The sequence below is a fragment of the Lysobacter sp. Root983 genome (assembly GCF_001429345.1).
Classification (GTDB): Bacteria; Pseudomonadota; Gammaproteobacteria; order Xanthomonadales; family Xanthomonadaceae; genus Lysobacter.
In genome coordinates this window covers 17544-36096 of record NZ_LMJO01000017.1, presented here as the reverse complement: position 1 = coordinate 36096, position 18553 = coordinate 17544, and the positions used below count along the sequence as shown (strand labels likewise).

At 68.2% G+C, this 18553-nt stretch carries 12 protein-coding genes; 2 read left to right on the top strand and 10 right to left on the bottom strand.

What is annotated here, in order from left to right:
- Positions 1 to 2: 2 nt before the first annotated feature.
- From ASE43_RS15910 to ASE43_RS15865, 10 genes are all read right to left on the bottom strand, one after another.
- Positions 3 to 1292, bottom strand: coding sequence for a J domain-containing protein (locus ASE43_RS15910; protein WP_057161177.1), 1290 nt, complete (start codon positions 1290 to 1292; stop codon positions 3 to 5).
- The gene (locus ASE43_RS15905) at positions 1289 to 2980 is read right to left on the bottom strand and encodes a molecular chaperone HscC (RefSeq protein ID WP_057161176.1); all 1692 of its coding nucleotides are present in this window, start codon (positions 2978 to 2980) and stop codon (positions 1289 to 1291) included. Before ASE43_RS15905 ends, ASE43_RS15910 begins: the two co-directional genes overlap by 4 nt.
- A 255-nt stretch (positions 2981 to 3235) precedes the next feature.
- Entirely contained in the window at positions 3236 to 4846 is a 1611-nt protein-coding gene (locus ASE43_RS15900) for a carboxyl transferase domain-containing protein (RefSeq protein ID WP_056173902.1), read from the bottom strand.
- Between the two features lie 176 nt (positions 4847 to 5022).
- Positions 5023 to 5415 (bottom strand): hypothetical protein, encoded by a 393-nt coding sequence (locus ASE43_RS15895; RefSeq protein ID WP_056173905.1) that lies wholly within the window; start codon positions 5413 to 5415, stop codon positions 5023 to 5025.
- Positions 5416 to 5616: 201 nt separating this feature from the next.
- Positions 5617 to 5985 (bottom strand): hypothetical protein, encoded by a 369-nt coding sequence (locus ASE43_RS15890; RefSeq protein WP_057161175.1) that lies wholly within the window; start codon positions 5983 to 5985, stop codon positions 5617 to 5619.
- 122 nt (positions 5986 to 6107) lie between these two features.
- Complete coding sequence (locus ASE43_RS15885; RefSeq protein ID WP_057161174.1) at positions 6108 to 7283, bottom strand: thiolase family protein; 1176 nt, start codon at positions 7281 to 7283, stop codon at positions 6108 to 6110.
- A 723-nt stretch (positions 7284 to 8006) separates the two neighbouring features.
- Positions 8007 to 9164 carry an isovaleryl-CoA dehydrogenase gene (locus ASE43_RS15880; protein ID WP_057161173.1) on the bottom strand — a complete coding sequence of 386 codons (1158 nt, stop codon included), beginning with the start codon at positions 9162 to 9164 and terminating at the stop codon, positions 8007 to 8009.
- Between the two features lie 94 nt (positions 9165 to 9258).
- Complete coding sequence (locus tag ASE43_RS15875) at positions 9259 to 10362, bottom strand: Glu/Leu/Phe/Val dehydrogenase dimerization domain-containing protein (protein ID WP_057161172.1); 1104 nt, start codon at positions 10360 to 10362, stop codon at positions 9259 to 9261.
- A gap of 799 nt (positions 10363 to 11161) precedes the next feature.
- A complete protein-coding gene (locus ASE43_RS15870; RefSeq protein ID WP_057161171.1) occupies positions 11162 to 12430 on the bottom strand; it encodes a 2OG-Fe(II) oxygenase in 1269 nt (422 codons plus the stop codon).
- A 76-nt stretch (positions 12431 to 12506) separates the two neighbouring features.
- Positions 12507 to 12824, bottom strand: coding sequence for a YXWGXW repeat-containing protein (locus ASE43_RS15865; RefSeq protein WP_057161170.1), 318 nt, complete (start codon positions 12822 to 12824; stop codon positions 12507 to 12509).
- Positions 12825 to 13220: 396 nt separating this feature from the next.
- Between ASE43_RS15865 and ASE43_RS15860 the strand changes: the two genes are divergently transcribed.
- Together ASE43_RS15860 and ASE43_RS15855 are read left to right on the top strand one after the other, a co-directional pair.
- Complete coding sequence (locus tag ASE43_RS15860; RefSeq protein WP_057161169.1) at positions 13221 to 16706, top strand: methylmalonyl-CoA mutase family protein; 3486 nt, start codon at positions 13221 to 13223, stop codon at positions 16704 to 16706.
- 39 nt (positions 16707 to 16745) lie between these two features.
- The gene (locus tag ASE43_RS15855) at positions 16746 to 18494 is read left to right on the top strand and encodes a hypothetical protein (RefSeq protein ID WP_157500009.1); all 1749 of its coding nucleotides are present in this window, start codon (positions 16746 to 16748) and stop codon (positions 18492 to 18494) included.
- The last annotated feature ends 59 nt before the right edge of the window (positions 18495 to 18553 follow it).

Sequence of the window (18553 nt, the reverse complement as noted above, 5' to 3'; positions counted from 1 at the left end):
GCTCAGCGTGCCGGTGTCGGCGCTGCGGCCGCCTGCCGCGCCGCCTGGCGGCGGTCGCGCCAGGCGTTGATGGCGTCGAAACCTATCGTCGTCGCGCCTACGATCGCGCCGATGCTAAGGAACCAAAGACCGGCGTCCAGCGGATATTCGCCGAGCAACAGCCTGCCCAACAGTAGGACGCCCAGGGCCGGCACGATCGCGCGCAAAGCGGCGACGACCCAACGCCAGCGTCCGAAATAGCTCTTGCGCGCGACTTGAAGGAAGAATTCGCACTGAGCGGCATTCAATTGCGATGGTCGTTCCCCATAACGTTGACTCAGACGATGGGCCAGTCGCGCGACCCGGCGCGACCACTCCGGTATCACGGCGATCGCGAGCGCGCGCGGCAGGCCGAAGCGGCGCTTGAGTTGGCGAATCGGCCATTTGGCATTCTCGCCCAGGTGCCCGGTGTTTTCGCTCTCGATGCTCCAACGCGCCGTACTGCGTGCCTGTAACTGCGTGGAGTCTTCATAGCCGAACAAGGAACCGAGCAGATCCAGGATCGGCGAGGAGAGGTAAGGGGTATCGTCGAGCCATAACCAAACGTGCAGGCGCTGGCCGACGTAGTCCCTGACGCCACGGTCGTTCAAGGCATGCTGCGAACGCAGCCAGGCATGTACTCGGTACAGCGATTGATCCCGGGATTGCGCGATCAGCTCGGCCTGGAAGCGCTCGTAATCGAAGTGCGCGAACAGACGCAGCGATTGGAAGGCGGACTGCACCGGCGCCGGATAATTCCCGACGCTGCCGAGGTCGAAGAAGTCCGCGATCGCATCCAGAGCGGCGGGCGACAGCGCCGAGTCGGCTTGCAGGACCAGCTTTCGGACCAGGGCGATCGCGACGTCGGTTTTACGCTGCAGGGAGTACAGCGGCGTGTATCGCTGCAACCATTGCGCGAACGTCGCTGCGGGCTGCGTCGACGCCGCCTCGAACACCGCGACCACCATCTGAGCGAGCGACACCGATTCGGCCAGCGTCGCCGTCGTGGCGGCCGGCGACGCCTGGGTCGGGTCGATCGAGATCGGGCCGCTGCTCCAGCCCGTGCGCACCGCGCCGACGGGCAGCGCATGCGCGCCGCGTACGTCGCCGCGCTGCTGCTGCAGTTCCAGCGCGGCCCGATAGGCTTCGTTCACCCGTTGGAACTGTTCCGGGTCCTGATCGGGGCGCGTCACGCGCACAGCGGCCGCGTAGGCCCGCTTGATCTCTCGCGCGTCGGCCTGCTCGTCGAGCCCCAGCACTTCGAACGGATTCATGCGTGGCCCTGGGCCTCGATCTGATCCAGGAACACGCTTAGCTGGCCGCGGTGATCGGCGATGACGCGTACATCCTGGCCGTCGAGCACGCCGCGAAATTGCACCAGCGCGCTCTGCAATTGCTCGCGCGCCCATAACAGTTCCTCGTACAAGCGCTCGGCGCGCGCGATCAGGGCGATGTTCTCCTGCTGGTCGCGCGGGTGCACCTTCAGCGCCTCCAACACCGCCAGGCGCGCGCGGATCTCGTCGGGGCTGAGCACGCCAGGGTTCTTTTCCAGCACCACTTCACGGGTCAGGCCGGTCGACAGCGCGGTGGCTTCGACCTGCAGCAGGCCGTTGATGTCGTAGGTGAAGCGGATGTCGACCGGGTTCTCGTTGCGACGCTTGGGCGGAATGTCGATGGCGACGCTGCCCAGGCGCACGTTGTTCTCCACCCGTGGGCTCTCGCCCTGGTAGATCTCGAACTCGACCTGGCGCTGGCCGTCGCGCAACGGGTAGTAGCGCTCGACCCGGCTCACCGGCACCGTGCTGTTGCGGTGGATGATCGGCGAGAAGATGCCGTTGGCGAGCTGGCCGTTGCCGGTTTCCTCGGAGGTGTTCACGCCCAGGGTATGCGGGCAGACGTCGGTGAGGATGATCTCCTCCAGCGATTCGTCGCGCGCCTTCATGCCAGCCGCCACGCAGGCGCCCATCGCGATGGCCTCGTCCGGATTGACATGGCGCAGCGGCAGGCGCCCGAACATGCGCGAGACCAGGCGCGCGGCCAGCGGCATGCGCGAGGCGCCGCCGACCAGCACGATCTCGTCGAGCTGGTCCGGACGCAGCTTGGCGTCGCGCATGGCGCGCTCCAGCGGCGCGCGCAGGCGCTGCACCAACGGGTCGCAGAGCTGGGCGAAGGCGTGCTCGTCCATGCGCCAGCGCCGCGCCAGGCCGTGCAACACCAGCTCGACCTCGGCCGGCTGGCCGTGCGCCAGCTCGCGCTTGGCCAGCTCCAGGCGGCGCTCCAACTGCGCCAGTTCGGCCAGGGACAGACTGTCCAGATTCAGTTCGTTGTCGCGCAGGAAGGCATCGCGCATGCAACGCGAGAAGTCCTCGCCTCCGAGGAAGTTGTCGCCGGCGCTGGCGTGGACCTCCATCACCCCGTCGTACATTTCCAGGATCGAGACGTCGAAGGTGCCGCCGCCGAGGTCGAACACCAGGTAGCGGCCCTCGCTGCGCTGCTGCAGGCCGTAGGCCAGCGCGGCCGCGGTGGGTTCGTTGATCAGGCGTTCGACCCGGATTCCGGCCAACTCGCCGGCGATACGCGTGGCCTTGCGCTGGCTGTCGGAGAAGTAGGCCGGCACGCTGATCACCGCCTCCTCGATCTTGCGGCCCAGCTGGGCCTCGGCGTCGGCCAGCAGCGACTTCAGGATCAGCGCCGACAGTTCCTCGGGCCGGAACGCGTGCTTGCCCAGCGCGGTGCGACGGTCGGTGCCCATCCAGCGCTTGAACGCGCCGACGCTGCGCTGCGGGTGCGAGACCATGCGCTCCTGGGCGGCGCGGCCGACGATGATGGCGCCGTCGTCGTCCACGCTGACCACCGACGGCGTCAGCAGCTCGCCGAGGGCGTTCGGGATCAGGCGCGGGCCGTCCGGACCGTAGCTGCCGATCAGGGAATGGGTGGTGCCGAGGTCGATGCCGACGATCATAGTCAGGGATGTGCGTGGGTGGGTCGGAATGAGGCAGTGCGTGGACGTCGCGTTGGTCGGGCGCGGGCGCCCACGGCGGCGCATCTGCGCGCAGCTCGGGAAGATACCCTGCCGCGGGGCGGCTCGGCGGCGCGCGCGGGCGCGGCCGGGCGGTTCTGCGGCAAGGCGGTGGCTCGCCGTGCGGAGGCGGGTAGGGCGCACGGATAGCGGACGGCGCGCGCAGGCGCCGCCGGAGTATCCCCTCGGCCCTACGGCTTACATCCGGAACACGCCGAAGCGCGTGCGGTCCTCGATCGGCGCGTTGAGGCTGGCCGACAGGCCCAGGCCGAGCACGCGCCGGGTGTCGGCCGGGTCGATGATGCCGTCGTCCCACAGGCGCGCGCTGGCGTAGTAGGGGTTGCCCTGCGATTCGTACTGCTCGCGGATCGGCGCCTTGAAGGCTTCTTCCTCGTCCGGCGTCCACACCTTACCGGCGGCCTCGATGCCGTCGCGGCGCACCGTGGCCAGCACCGAGGCGGCCTGTTCGCCGCCCATGACGCTGATGCGCGCGTTCGGCCACATCCACAGGAAGCGCGCCCCATAGGCGCGGCCGCACATGGCGTAGTTGCCGGCGCCGAAGCTGCCGCCGATCACCACCGTGAACTTGGGCACGTGCGAGCAGGCCACCGCGGTGACCATCTTGGCCCCGTCCTTGGCGATGCCCGCGTTCTCGTACTTCTTGCCGACCATGAAGCCGGTGATGTTCTGCAGGAACACCAGCGGGATGCCGCGCTGGTTGCACAGCTCGATGAAGTGCGCGCCCTTGAGCGCGCTCTCGGCGAACAGGATGCCGTTGTTGGCGACGATGCCGACCGGGTAGCCGTGGACATGGGCGAAGCCGGTGACCAGGGTCTTGGCGTAGCGCGCCTTGAACTCGTGCAGGTCGCTGCCGTCGACGATGCGCGCGATCACCTCGCGGATGTCGAACGGGCGGCGGGTGTCCTTGGGTACGATGCCGTACAGCTCCTGCGCCGCGTACAGCGGCTCGCGCGCGGGCTGCACGGCCACCGGCAGGGTCTTGCGGCGGTTGAGGTTGCCGACGATCTCGCGCGCGATCTGCAGCGCGTGGCGGTCGTCCTGGGCGAAGTGGTCGGCCACGCCGGACACGCTGGTGTGGACCTCGGCGCCGCCCAAGGCCTCGGCGTCGACGACTTCGCCGGTCGCGGCTTTCACCAGCGGCGGGCCGCCCAGAAAGATCGTGCCCTGTTCCTTGACGATGATCGACTCGTCGCACATCGCCGGCACGTAGGCGCCGCCGGCGGTGCAGCTGCCCATGACCACGGCGATCTGCGGGATGTTTTCCGCGCTCAGCCGGGCCTGGTTGTAGAAGATGCGGCCGAAGTGCTCCTTGTCCGGAAACACCTCGTCCTGCAGCGGCAGGAAGGCGCCGCCGGAGTCGACCAGGTAGATGCAGGGCAGGCGGTTCTCGCGCGCCACTTCCTGCGCGCGCAGGTGCTTCTTCACCGTCATCGGGAAGTAGGTGCCGCCCTTGACCGTGGCGTCGTTGGCCACGATCACCACTTCCTGGCCCTGGACCCGGCCGATGCCGGCGACCATGCCCGCGGCCGGCGCGGCGCCGTCGTACATGCCCTCGGCGGCCAGCGGCGCGATCTCCAGGAACGGCGAGCCCGGATCCAGCAGCGCGGCGATGCGGTCGCGCGCGAGCAGCTTGCCGCGTTCGGTGTGCTTGTCGCGGGCCTTGTCGCCGCCGCCGTGGGCGGCGCGGGCGAGGCGGGCGTCGAGTTCCTCGACCAGGGCCTGGTGATAGGCCGCGTTGTCGCGGAAATCCTGCGAGCGCGGGTCGAGCTGGGAGGTGATCGCGGGCATCGATGCGGGCTGTTCGAAAGACGCGGCATCAAACCACAAAGCGTAGGCGCCGGCCAATGACGCTTTCGCCGGCGCGCGACCGGGCGCCGGCGTACGGAGCGGGGCTGCGCATACGCATGGCACAAAAAGAAAGGCCCGCTTGCGCGGGCCTCTCGGTGTTGCGGGCTAGCAGCGAATTACTTCTTCGCTTCGGCCTTCGCTTCGGTCGCAGCAGCGTCGGCCTTGTCGGCGACCTTCTGAGCGGCGTCGGCGGTGGCGTTGGCGGCGTCGGCGGTCGCAGCGGCGGCGCCGGCAGCGGCGTTCGCGGCAGCGGCGCCAGCGGCGTCAGCAGCGTTGTTCACGGCAGCGCCGGCTTCGGCAGCGGCTTCGCCGGTGGCGGCAGCAGCGGCGTCGGCGCCTTCGGCGACGGCGGTGCCGGCAGCGTCAGCGGCCTGGGCGGCGGCGTCGCCAGCCTGCTCGGCTGCGGTCGCGGCCTGAGCGGCCTCGTCCTTCGCAGCGTCGGTGTTGTTGGTGCAAGCCGACAGAGCCAGGACGGCGACGGCGAGGAGGACGTGGAGCTTGGTGTTCATGGTTGTCTCCGGAGGAGTTGTCTGAAGGATTATCTGTGTAAGCGCGGACGTACATCAGGCAACGCCAGTGCGCGCAGCGACCCGGGCTGTGCCGGTTCTATCGTTCACTGACCACTGTTTCAGCTACGGAAAAGCCGCCGGTAAACCGGCGGCTCTTCCTGACTTGCGTACCCGATCGGTTCTAGCGAACCGAGGAGGGCATTACTTCTTCGGCTCTTCCTTAGCAGCGTCGGTCGCGTTGGTCGCGGCCGAAGCGGCGTCGGCGGCAGCGTCAGCAGCCTTGCCAGCGGCGTCGGCAGCGGCGTCAGCAGCGGCCGGGGTAGCGGCAGCGGCGGTCGCGTCGGCCGAGGTGGCAGCGGCGTCGGCAGCGGTAGCGGCCGTGTCGGCAGCAGCCTGAGCAGCGTCGGCAGCGGCGGTGTCGCCGGTGGCGGCAGCGGCGTCGGCGGTGGCCTGGGCTTCGGTCGAAGCAGCGGCGGCATCAGCAGCAGCTTCATCAGCCTGCTTCTGGTTCGAGCAAGCGGCCAGGGCCAGGCCCAGAGCCAGGGCGAGCAGCGCCTTGTTGAAAGTCATGATTCGGTTTCCTCGTCGATTAGTTAGGCAACGCGCAGTTGCGCGCCGATAACATGATGACAAGCCAGTGACGCGTGTCAAGCGGCTGGCCGGTTTTTTTTGCACAACGCGTTTTTAACTTTTTACAGGAGCTCGACCGCGATCGCGGTCGCTTCGCCGCCACCGATGCACAGCGAGGCCACGCCGCGCTTGCCGCCGCGGGCGCGCAGGGCGTTCAGCAGGGTGACCACCAAACGCGCGCCGCTGGCGCCGATCGGGTGGCCCAGGGCCACCGCGCCGCCGTTGACGTTGAGCTTCTCGTGCGGGATCCCAAGGTCCTTCATGGGGGCCATGGCGACCACGGAAAACGCTTCATTGACCTCGAACAGGTCGACATCGGCGACCGTCCAGCCGGCCTTCTCGAGCACGTTTGAAATCGCTTTCACCGGAGCGGTGGTGAACCATTCCGGGGCCTGGGCGTGGCCGGCGTGGGCGACGATGCGGGCCAGCGGCTTGAGCCCGCGCGCGGCGGCCTGGTCGGCCGACATCAGCACCGCGGCGGCCGCGCCGTCGGAAATCTTCGAGGACGCGGCGGCGGTGAGCACGCCGTCCTTGCCGAACGCCGGGCGCAGGCCCGGGATCTTGCTGACGTCGATCTTGCCCGGCTCTTCGTCGCTGTCGACCACGACATCGCCCTTGCGGCCCTTGACGGTGACCGGGACGATCTCGTCCTTGAAGGCACCGCTGGCGATCGCGGCCTGGGCGCGCTTCACGCTTTCTTCGGAGTAGGCGTCGATCGCGGCGCGGTCGTAGCCGTATTCGGCGCAGGTGGCGTCGCCGAACACGCCCATGGCCTTGCCGTCGTAGGGGTTGGTCAGGCCGTCCCAGGCCATGTGGTCGAGCATCTCGGCGCTGCCGTAGCGGATGCCGGTGCGCGAGTTATTCAGCAGGTGCGGGGCATTGGTCATCGACTCCATGCCGCCGGCCACCACGACCGTGGCCGAGCCGGCCTTGATCAGGTCGTGGCCCAGCATGATCGCCTTCATGCCCGAACCGCAGACCTTGTTGATGGTGGTACAGCCTGCCGCGGTCGGCAGGTTGGCGCCCAGGGCGGCCTGGCGCGCCGGCGCCTGGCCGAGGCCGGCGGGCAGCACGCAGCCCATGATCACCTCGTCGACCTGGTCGGCGGCCACGCCGGCCTGCTCGAGCGCGGCCGAGATCGCGGCGCTGCCCAGGGTCGGGGTAGGGACGCCGGTGAATTGGCCGAGGAAGGAACCGATGGCGGTGCGCTTGGCACCGACGATGACGATGTCGCTCATGGCGGACTCCGAAATAGTGCGGCCGGCGCGGCGGCCGGAACTTTCCGATTATGCGACCCGATGCTGCACTGCCGCAAATGCCGGAAAGGGCCGGGTTCGGGCGGGTCGAAGTCCGGCCCGGGACGGGCTGAGCGGGGCATCAAAACTGTGGATTGCGTCGCAGGGATCGCTGAGAGCGGACTAACGAAATCTTCGCAATCCCGCTCAGCTTGGTGTACGCCAACGAAACGCCCACGAAGGTAACTGCGCCCGAATGCGCCGGCCCTGGCAGCGTCCGGGTGCCCCGCCGGGCTGGCCTGAGGTCTCGGGGTAGGGGCGGCTCAAGCCGCGACCGCGTTACTCGACTACAGCGCGAGCTCGGAGGCCAGTCGCGGCTCACGCCGCTCCTACCCAAAGCTAAGCGCCCTTCGCAACCGCTCCCTGTAAGAGCGGCGTAAGCCGCGACCGCGAAACCACACACACCGGCGCAACCATGCGCCCCCAGCTTCCTGTGGGAGCGGCGTAAGCCGCGATTGCTCAGGTGTGGTTGTCGCCGCGATTCCGACGCTTGCGCGATCGCGCCTTATGGCCGAAGGAAATCCCAGTGGGACGCCGCTCCCACACACAGCAGCCCCCACAGAAAGCGGGCAGCGCAATGCATCGAAGCCGCGGCAAGCGAATCGCACCGCCGCGGCCACCGTACCCCACGCCCACTCCGGTATCCCGAAGCGGGCGCGATCTACCTCACGACTTGCCGTCGAACAACTCGCGCCCGATCAACATGCGGCGGATCTCGTTGGTGCCCGCGCCGATCGCGTACAGCTTGGCGTCGCGCAGGATGCGGCCGGTCGGGTATTCGTTGATGTAGCCGTTGCCGCCCAGGGTCTGGATCGCTTCCAGCGCCACCTGCACCGCGCTGTCGGACGCGTGCAGCAGGCACGAGGCCGCATCCACGCGGCTCTTGTGGCCGGCGTCGAAATCGCGCGCGACCTGATAGGCGAAGGCGCGGCTGGACTGCAGCGCGGTGTACATGTCGGCGATCTTGCCCTGCATCAGGCCGAAGGTGCCGATCGCCGCGTCGAACTGCTTGCGCTCGCGCACGTAGGGCAGGGCGCTGTCCATCGCCGCCTGCATCAGGCCCAGCGGACCGCCGCTGAGCACCAGGCGCTCGGTGTTCAAACCGCTCATCAGCACCTTGACGCCCTGGTTGACCTCGCCCAGCACGTTGGCGACCGGGATCTCGCAGTTCTCGAACACCAGCTCGCAGGTGTTGGAGCCGCGCATGCCCAGCTTGTCCAGCTTTTGCGCGGTGCTGAAGCCCGGCATGCCCTTCTCGACGATGAAGGCGGTCATGCAGCGGCTGCCGCTGTCCTTGCCGGCGGTGCGCATGTAGACGATCAGCACGTCGGCCTCGGGGCCGTTGGTGATCCACATCTTGTTGCCGTTGGCGACCCAGACCTCGCCCTTGAGTTCGGCGCGGCAGCTCATCGAGCCGACCACGTCGGAACCGGCGCCCGGCTCGCTCATCGCCAGCGCGCCCTTCCACTCGCCCGTGCACAGCTTGGGCAGGTACTTCTGGCGCTGCGCCTCGTTGGCGTTGGCGTACAGATTGGACACGCACAGGTTGGAGTGCGCGCCGTAGGACAGGCCGATCGAACCGGATGCGCGCGAAATCTCTTCCATCGCGACCAGGTGGGCCAGGTAGCCCATCTCGCTGCCGCCGTACTCGCCCGGCACGGTCATGCCCAGCAGGCCCATCTCGCCCAGCTTGGGCCACAGGTCCTGCGGGAAGGCGTTGTCGTGGTCGATCTGCGTGGCGCGCGGCGCGATTTCGGCTTCGGCGAAGCGGCGCACGGCCTCGCGCAGCGCATCGATCTCTTCACCCAGGGGGAACGGACGCATCGGAACTCCTGTCGATCTGATCTGGTTGCACAAAATGTGTGTATGGGCGCACAAACAGCGACGGGGCCTTGCGGCCCCGTCGTCGTCGAATCGCTTAGTGGCCGCCGCGGATTCGACCCCGGAAGCTCGGGGCCGTGCGGCCCATCGGCAGCTTGAGCTTGCCGATCGCTTCGATCCGCTCCTCGGCGAGGCGGTCGGCGGCCTTGTAGGTCGGGATCGCGTCGCGCTCGGCGATTTCGAAGATGCGGCCGAGGTTGTGATAGATCGTGCGCATCATGCGCATGGCGCGCTCGCGGTTGTAGCCGTCGAGTTCCAGCGCCACGTTCATCACGCCGCCCGCGTTCACCGCGTAGTCCGGCGCGTACAGGATGCCGCGCTTGGACACTTCGTCGCCGATCGCGTTGTTGGCCAACTGGTTGTTGGCCGCGCCGCAGATGATCTTGGCCTTCAGGCGGGGCAGGGTCTGCTCGTTGATGGTGCCGCCCAGCGCGCACGGCGAGTAGACGTCGGCGTTGACGTCGTAGATCTCGTCCAGGCCCACCGCTTCGGCGCCGTACTCGCTCACGGCCTTGTCGACCAGGCCCTTGTTGATGTCGGTGACGAAGATCTTGGCGCCGCGTTCCTTCAGCAGCTTCACGAACTCCATGCCGACGTGGCCCAGGCCCTGCACGGCGTAGCTGTACTTGCCCACTTCCTCGTCGCCGAAGCGCTTGTTCAGCGCCGCCATCAGACCCTGCAGAGTGCCGTAGGCGGTGAACGGCGAGGGGTCGCCTGAACCGCCGTGGACCTGATGCACGCCGGTCACGTACTCGGTCTCGCGGTAGACGTATTCCATGTCGTTGACGTCGATGCCGACGTCCTCGGCGGTGATGTAGCGGCCGCCCAGCGAATCGACGAACTTGCCGAACGCGCGGAACAGCGCCTCGGACTTGTCGGCGGCCGGGTCGCCGATGATCACCGCCTTGCCGCCGCCGATGTTCAGGCCCGCGACCGCGTTCTTGTAGGTCATGCCGCGGCTCAGACGCAGCACGTCGTTGAGCGCGTCCTGCTCGGTCTTGTACGGCCACATGCGCAGGCCGCCCAGGGCCGGGCCCAGCACCGTGTTATGGATCGCGATGATGGCCTTCAGGCCGGCGTCCTTGTTGTGGCAGAACACGACCTGCTCATGGCCGAAGGTGTCGAGGGTTTCGAAAATCATCGGGTGCTCCGAAACGGCGTGGATCGCGCGTTGCGCTTAACGCCAGGAATGTCTGGTAAGTCGGTGAAAAAGAAGGAATTCGCCTGCGCGGAGCCCGCGCTACCGGCGCCGCAGGGGCGACAGTCTAAAGCAATCGGGGGATACGGCTACGTATGCGTGCCCAACCGCCAGAACCGGCCCCGGTCCGGCGCGAAGATGAATGCGCCTCCGGCCAGCCCGGCAGCATCCTCCGCAACCGCACCCTGTAGCAGCGGCGCAAGCCGCGACCGCGCCACCGCACGCGCCGGCGCCACGCCCCCGTGGCTACCGAATCGCGGCTCACGCCGCTCCCACAAGAAGTGCGCGGCAGTCACGGAGTCCGCGACAGTCCTGCCTCGGCGCAGCGCCCTGCCTTCTGTGGGAGCGGCGTGAGCCGCGATCGCGTCATCGCAACAACGGCGCCAGCTCGGGAACCCCGTCGCGGCTCACGCCGCTCCTACCCCAAAGCCGAAGCGCCTTGCGGTCGCTCACTGTAGGAGCGGCACACGCCGCGACCGCGCTACCGTACGTGCCAGCGCCACGCCCCCGCGGCTACCGAATCGCGGCTCACGCCGCTCCCACAAGAAGCGCGCGGCAGTCACGGAGTCCGCGACAGTCCTGCCTCGGCGCAGCTCCCTGCCTTCTGTGGGAGCGGCGTAAGCCGCGATCGCGGTATCGCAACAACGGCGCCAGCTCGGGAACCCTGTCGCGGCTCACGCCGCTCCTACCCCAAAGCAGTACGCGCGCAGGCATTGCCGAATACCGAATATCGAACCGCCCCTCAAAACAACCGATACGGCCGCTCGCGCAGCCACAGCGTCGCCAACCATTTCTCCCCGCGCTGCACCGGCAAACCCGCGTGCAGCGAATCCGTATCCGGCCGCCCGTCCGCGTGCAGGTTGTCGAAGATCACCGCGCGCCCCGGCAGCGGTGCGACCCGCAGCCCGGCGACCGGGAACTCGGTCTCGCCGCCGGCCTCGACCGCGTTGAGGTAGACGCAGATCGTGCGCAGCCGGTTGCCCGCCTCGGGCCGGTCGCGCTCCAGCGAGCCCGGCGGGCGGTAGTCGCGATGCGGGCGGTACTCCTCGCCGGGCGCGTAGCGCAGCACGGTCAGGTGCTCGGCCTGCGGCAGCGCCACCCCGGCCGCGTGCGCCATGCGCAGCTGCACCACGCGCAGCGCCAAGTCCTCGACGATAGGGTCCAGCGCCGAGTCGCTGCTGGTGCGCTGCTCGTGCGGCATCGGCGCGCCGGTGTCCGGATGGATGGTTTGCGAACGCTGCAGCGAAGGCTGCGCGGTCGCAATCAGCAATCGGCATTCGTCCGCCGACAGCAGGCCGTCGACCGTGGCCACGCGCGGCGCCGACGCGCGCGGGGTGATCGCGACGGGTTGCAGCGCCTCCTCCAGGGCCAGCGTGCCCGGCACGATCTGCGCCCGCATCGTCGGCTGCGGCGGCGTACTGGCCGGCAAACGGGTCACCCCATGCGCGGCCAACTGCTGCAGGATTTCCTGCGCCGCGCGCGGTTGCGCCGGGCAGCCTTCGCCGCGCGCCAGGCGCTCGGCCAGCAATCGCGCGGCGACCACGTCGCCGCGCCCCGCGCCGCGTTCCAGCAACTGCAGGCACAGGGTCTGGTCGCGCTCGTTGGCGCGCCGGCCGAAGTGGATCGCGGCCGCTCGCAAGGCCGGCGGATAGTCGGCCTGGATCGCCGCCAGCAGGCGTTCGTTGCTGCGCCCATCGTGCGGCAGGGCCCTGCCGCCCAGGGCGATCAGGGCCAGGAAATATCCCGCGATCGGGCTGCCCGCCGATTCCGCGCGCAGCAGCCATTCCACCGCGTGTTCTGGGTCGGGCTCGGTGCCCACCCCGAACATCAGCATGCGCGCGTACTCGATCTGCGCGTTCGCCAGCCCGGCCTCGGCCGCGCGCCGGTGCAGCATGCAGGCTTCGTCCAGGCGCTGGCGCACCACCAGCGCGGTCGCCAGGTGGTACAGGGCTTGCGGCGAACCGCGCTCGGCATCCAGCCGCAGGCGGGTGAGTTCGGGATCGTCGGTCATCGCCGGAGCGTAACCGAGGCGCACGTCGCTGGGCAGACGCCGCGGGCGTTACGGTTTCGCAACGCCCGCGACGGATTCAGCGCCGCGCCCAGTGGCCGTCGTTGAAGCGCCAGCCCGGCCCGTGCCGGTACCAGCGCGGCGCGACATAGGCATAGCCCGGCCGCACCCGCACGTAGTGCCCGCCGACCCAGACGTGCTGGCGCCCGGTCCAGCGCCAATAGCCCGGCGCCCACACATAGCCGGGCCGCACCCGTACCCGCTCGTAACGCACCGGTGGCGGCGCCACCCGCACGCTCACATCCACATAGCCGCGCGCCTGCGCCGGCGGCGCATGCACCGTGCCCGCCGCCGCCACCGCGATCGCCGCCGCCACCACCCAAGTACGCATCGTCATGGTTCCGCTCCGCTACCGGCGCCATCCGCCGTCAGCCCAGACAACGCCCGCGTCGCGCGCACTGTTGACGTGGCCCGCACCGCGATTCAGTGCCACGCCAGCTAGCTGAAGCCCAGCTCGCTGCGCGTGAACGGCTCTGGCTGTGGCGCGGGCTCCAGCTCTCTGTGGGAGCGGCGTGAGCCGTGATCGGTGTGCGGTGTCGCAGCCAATCGCCACGTGGCGCCGGCGTGTGCGGTGGCGAATCGCGGCTCACGCCGCTCCCACAGAAAGCAGAAAGCTCAAGGGCGGCCGCCTCGTCCAGCGCCCCCCCATACCCGCCCGCACGTCCCCGGCCTCCAGCCCCGCCACCCCCGCGCGCTACAATGCGCGCTATCCGTTTTTCGTATTGAGCGCGCCATGAGCACTCCCGTTGCCGTAGTCCCCGCCGCCCAGACCGACGCCACCCCGTTGCGCTTCGTCACCGCCGCCAGCCTGTTCGACGGCCACGACGCCGCGATCAACATCATGCGGCGCCTGATCCAGGGGCAGGGCGCGGAAGTGGTCCATCTGGGCCATAACCGCTCGGTCGAGGACGTGGTGCGCGCCGCCCTGCAGGAAGACGCCGACGGCATCGCCCTGTCCAGCTACCAGGGCGGCCACGTCGAGTACTTCAAGTACATGGTCGACATGCTCAAGGAGCGCGGCGCCGGCCACATCCGCGTGTTCGGCGGCGGTGGCGGCACCATCACCCCCGAGGAAATCCGCGAGCTGCAGGCCTACGGCGTGGAGCGCATCTACCACCCCAACGACGGCATGCACATGGGGCTGGTGGCGATGATCGAGGACGTGATCCGGCGCGCCAACGAAGGCCGCATCGCCGATACCGCGCCCGACAAGCCGGCCGCCATCGACGACGAGATCACCATCGGCAAGACCCTGTCGGCGATCGAAGAAGGCCTGCTCGACGAAACCCAGCTCGCCCACCTGCGCAAGCAATGGCAGCTGTCCGGCGGCAAGACCCCGGTGGTCGGCATCACCGGCACCGGCGGCGCCGGCAAGTCCTCGGTCACCGACGAACTGCTCAATCGCTTCCTGGCCAATTTCCCCGAGATGCGCATCGCGGTGATCTCGGTCGACCCGACCCGTCGCCGCACCGGCGGCGCCTTGCTCGGCGACCGCATCCGCATGAACTCGCTGCGCAGCCCGCGCGTCTACATGCGCTCCATGGCCACCCGCCGCCAGCACGTGGCCACCAACGCCGTGCTCAAGGACTGCATCGCTTTCCTCAAGGGCCTGGGTTACGACCTGGTCATCGTCGAGACCGCCGGCATCGGTCAGAGCGACTCGGAGATCGTCGACCTGGTCGACTTCCCCATGTACGTCATGACCAGCGACTTCGGCGCGCCCAGCCAGTTGGAAAAGATCGACATGCTCGACTACGCCGAGCTGGTCGTGCTCAACAAGTTCGACAAGCGCGGCGCCGAAGACGCGCTGCGCGACGTGCGCAAGCAGTGGAAGCGCAACCGCGTCGCCTTCACCACCAAGGACGAAGACATCCCGGTCTACCCGACCATCGCCAGCCAGTTCAACGACCCCGGCATCAGCTGGATGTTCGCCAACCTGTGCCGCCTGCTGCGCGAGAAGCTGTCGCTACCGGCGCAGCGCTGGACCCCGGACGTCAACACCGACCTCAAGGAACCGCGCGCCACCGTGCTGATCCCGGGCGCGCGCGTGCGCTACCTGGCCGAGATCGCCGAACAGGGCAGGGCGATCAACCGCCAGATCGAAACCCAGGCCGAGATTGCCGATCGCGTCCAATCGTATTGGCAGTCGCTGCACGATCTGGGCGACGAAGCCCTGCCCAAGCAATTGGATCTCTACGCAGCCGATGCCCTTCTCCCGCCTGCGGGAGAAGGTGCCCGCAGGGCGGATGAGGGCGCTCTTGCCGTCGACCGCACCCTGTTGACCCTGCGCCAGCGCTACAACGACGCCGTCCAATCGCTCACCTCCGAAGCCCTCAAGCTGCTGCGCGACTGGCCCGCGCGCCTGAAGTCGATCACCGACGAGGTCAACGAGTACAAGGTCCGCGACAAGACCATCCGCGTCGAGAACTACCGCGACTCGCTCAGCCACCAGAAGATCCCCAAGATCGCCGCGCCCACCTACAAGAGCTGGGGCGAGTTGCTGACCTTCCTGCAGAAGGAAAACCTGCCGGGCTACTACCCCTACACCGGCGGCGTGTATCCCTACCGCCGCACCGGCGAAGACCCGATCCGCATGTTCGCCGGCGAAGGCACGCCCGAGCGCACCAACCGCCGCTTCCATTACCTGTCCGTGGGCCAGCCGGCCGCGCGCCTGTCCACCGCCTTCGACAGCGTCACCCTGTACGGCGAAGACCCGGCCGTGCGCCCGGACATCTTCGGCAAGATCGGCAACTCCGGCGTCAACATCGCGTCCTTGGACGACATGAAGAAGCTGTACTCCGGCTTCGACCTGTGCGCCCCGACCACCTCGGTGTCGATGACCATCAACGGCCCCGCGCCGATGCTGCTGGCGATGTTCATGAACACCGCCATCGACCAGCAGGTCGAGAAGTACCTGCGCGAGGACGGCGCGCGCTGGGACGCCGCCCACGACGCCATCGAAAAGCTGTACGAAGGCAAGCAGCGCCCGCAGTACGGCGGCCTGCTGCCGGAAACCAACGACGGCCTCGGCCTGGGCCTGCTCGGCGTCACCGGCAACCAGGTCGTCGATGCGGAGACCTACGAAGCCATCAAGACCCGGACCCTGGCCACCGTGCGCGGCACCGTTCAGGCCGACATCCTCAAGGAAGACCAGGCCCAGAACACCTGCATCTTCAGCACCGAGTTCGCCCTGCGCATGATGGGCGACATCCAGCAGTACTTCGTCGACAACAACGTCCGCAACTTCTACTCGGTGTCGATCTCGGGCTACCACATCGCCGAAGCCGGCGCCAACCCGATCAGCCAGCTCGCCTTCACCCTCAGCAACGGCTTCACCATCGTCGAGTACTACCTCGCGCGCGGCATGAAGATCGACGACTTCGCGCCCAACCTGTCGTTCTTCTTCAGCAACGGCATGGACCCGGAATACACCGTGATCGGCCGCGTCGCCCGCCGCATCTGGGCCCGCGCCATGCGCGAGCGCTACGGCGCCGACCCGCGCAGCCAGATGATGAAGTACCACATCCAAACCTCGGGCCGTTCCCTGCACGCCCAGGAAATCCAGTTCAACGACATCCGCACCACGTTGCAGGCCCTGTACGCGCTGTTCGACAACTGCAACAGCCTGCACACCAACGCCTACGACGAAGCCATCACCACCCCGACCGAAGAGTCGGTGCGCCGCGCCGTGGCGATCCAGATGATCATCAACAAAGAGCTGGGCCTGAACTTCAACGAGAACCCCTGGCAGGGCAGCTTCGCCGTCGACTACCTCACCGACATCGTCGAAGAGGCCGTCTATAAGGAGTTCGAGGCCATCAGCGAACGTGGCGGCGTGCTCGGCGCCATGGACACCATGTACCAGCGCGGCAAGATCCAGGAAGAGTCGCTGTACTACGAACACAAGAAGCACGACGGCTCGCTGCCGCTGGTCGGCGTCAACACCTTCCTGCCCAAGGACCACGGCGGCGACATCGTCACCGAGATCGAACTGATCCGCTCCACCGAAGGCGAGAAGGGCCAGCAGATCGACAACGTGCTGGCTTACCAGACTGGCCGCAACGCCTACGCCGCCGACGGCCTCAAGGGCCTGCAGTCCGCCGCGCGCGAGCGCAAGAACGTGTTCGCCAGCCTGATGGAAGCGGTCAAGACCCACAGCCTGGGCCAGATCAGCCACGCGCTGTACGACGTGGGTGGCGAGTACCGCCGCAATATGTAAGGTCGCGTGGGCGCGGGAGCTTTGCCGCGCCCGCCCGTAGTGCCGGCGCTGACGCGCGCCGGTGTTCGATGCGCCGGGGGGACGCATCTGCTCGGCTCCCTCGGCATGAATGCGATTCGTCCAGGGGGAGTTCGAGTGCGAGCCATATTGTTTGCGATGGGCCTGATGCTGGCGCTGCCGGCAACCGCCAAAGAGAAACCGCAGGTGCCGGCCGAGTTGGCGCCTACGCACGGTTATGTCTATGTGGCCTTTCCGAAGGGCGGCGGCGAAGCGATCACTGTCGCTCCGGTGGCGGGTGGCAAGGATGTGGTGATCGACACGCCGGCGGCTACGACGTCGTTGCCCGCCGCGCATGCATTCGCGAAGTGGCTGCCCGCGGGCCGGTACAAGATCAAACTCTGGGGTGTGCTCAAGTGGCCGATCACGCCTGCATTCGGCCCGCCAGACAAGCCTGCGTCCGATTGGCCGGACGGGTTGGAGTTCGATGTCCAGGCTGGGCGAGTGACGGACCTGGGCGACCTGATGCCGGTGAATGTGGGCGGGTACCAATTCGTCGTGGTGCCGGTGCCGCATCCGGAGCATGCGGGATCGCTGGCGGAAGCCATCAAGCCGATCGCGGCGGTGCTGAAGGACCCAACCCCCGTTCCGTACACGATGACTTCGGTATCCGGGGCTATCACGATCCAGCAGCAGAGCTCGGGCCTGGGTTTGATCGCCGACTTGCTGCTAGCTCACGATCGCAAGGTCAACAAGCCCTCCACACAGGACGCGCTGATCGCCGCCAAGGACCCCAAGGAGTTCCTGCGCCTGCTCCGTGGCATTACGCCGCCGCTGCAGGACGAGCCTGCGAGGCTCGACGACGGCACGCTGTACTTCCCCGCGGACCTTGGACAGTTGCGTAAGCGCACGCCGGACGGTCAGTGGAGCAGCCTGGGCATGGACACGCTGCGCCAGATATTGGCGGTGGAGTACGCGAATGGTCGCCTGATCGCCGGCAGCGACGACGGCCACCTGCGCGCCAGCCGCGACGGCGGCGCGACCTGGACGGAGCTGAAGGCCCTGGGCCGTCTGGAATCCATCATCGACATCGACCACGCCGACGGCACCTGGATCGTCACCTCCACCGAAAAGTTCGAGGATTCCAAGGCCCCGCGCGGCAACGGGCTGGTGGCCGCCGCGAGAGGCACGCCCTCGGTGCGCCTGCGCGTCTACACCGGGCGCAGCGACGATCTCGCCGACCTGGCCCTGTCCAAGGAATTCGTCCTGGCGCCCAAGGATCAGGCCGGTTGGCTCGGCGCGCGCGGGCAGTTGGCGGGCGGACGCTACTACGTCCTGGCCGGTACGGCCCTGCAGCGGCTGGATCTGGCCAGCGGGCAGTGGAAGACCATCACCCCCGGCGCGCGCATTTCCTCCCATCGCATCGATCCGACCACCGGCGTGGTGAGCGCGCTTTGGAGCCAGGGCGCCTTCTCCAAGGTCCATATCTCCTCCGACCACGGCGACACCTGGACCCAGATCGGCCGTCCGCCCTACATCATCCACGACGTGCAGATGGACAGCGCCGACCGCGGCTGGGCCAGCCGCTGGAACATGAATGCCTTCAGCGGCGTGTGGGAGACCTACACCTTCGTGCCGGCCAAGAACGACTGGGACAAATCGGGCGAGGCGCCGTTCAATTGCCGCCTGATGCGCATCGCCCCGGACTTGCCGGTGCTGTGCTTCGCGCCGGATGCCAGCATCCTCGGCCTGCATGACGGTAAATGGGAAGCGGAGTTCTCCGCGCTGTAATGGCTGCCGCAAACGCGCAGGACTGGCGTTGCAGCTGGGCCGGGTTCCGTCGCCACGCG

What these genes read in the sequence shown, in the direction of transcription:
- ASE43_RS15875 (WP_057161172.1), bottom strand. Translation starts at nt 10,362, where the DNA reads ATGATTTTCGAAACCCTCGACACCTTCGGCCATGAGCAGGTCGTGTTC.
- ASE43_RS15865 (WP_057161170.1), bottom strand. Translation starts at nt 12,824, where the DNA reads ATGACGATGCGTACTTGGGTGGTGGCGGCGGCGATCGCGGTGGCGGCG.
- ASE43_RS15870 (WP_057161171.1), bottom strand. Translation starts at nt 12,430, where the DNA reads ATGACCGACGATCCCGAACTCACCCGCCTGCGGCTGGATGCCGAGCGC.
- ASE43_RS15895 (WP_056173905.1), bottom strand. Translation starts at nt 5,415, where the DNA reads ATGAACACCAAGCTCCACGTCCTCCTCGCCGTCGCCGTCCTGGCTCTG.
- ASE43_RS15860 (WP_057161169.1), top strand. Translation starts at nt 13,221, where the DNA reads ATGAGCACTCCCGTTGCCGTAGTCCCCGCCGCCCAGACCGACGCCACC.
- ASE43_RS15890 (WP_057161175.1), bottom strand. Translation starts at nt 5,985, where the DNA reads ATGACTTTCAACAAGGCGCTGCTCGCCCTGGCTCTGGGCCTGGCCCTG.
- ASE43_RS15910 (WP_057161177.1), bottom strand. Translation starts at nt 1,292, where the DNA reads ATGAATCCGTTCGAAGTGCTGGGGCTCGACGAGCAGGCCGACGCGCGA.
- ASE43_RS15900 (WP_056173902.1), bottom strand. Translation starts at nt 4,846, where the DNA reads ATGCCCGCGATCACCTCCCAGCTCGACCCGCGCTCGCAGGATTTCCGC.
- ASE43_RS15880 (WP_057161173.1), bottom strand. Translation starts at nt 9,164, where the DNA reads ATGCGTCCGTTCCCCCTGGGTGAAGAGATCGATGCGCTGCGCGAGGCC.
- ASE43_RS15905 (WP_057161176.1), bottom strand. Translation starts at nt 2,980, where the DNA reads ATGATCGTCGGCATCGACCTCGGCACCACCCATTCCCTGATCGGCAGC.
- ASE43_RS15885 (WP_057161174.1), bottom strand. Translation starts at nt 7,283, where the DNA reads ATGAGCGACATCGTCATCGTCGGTGCCAAGCGCACCGCCATCGGTTCC.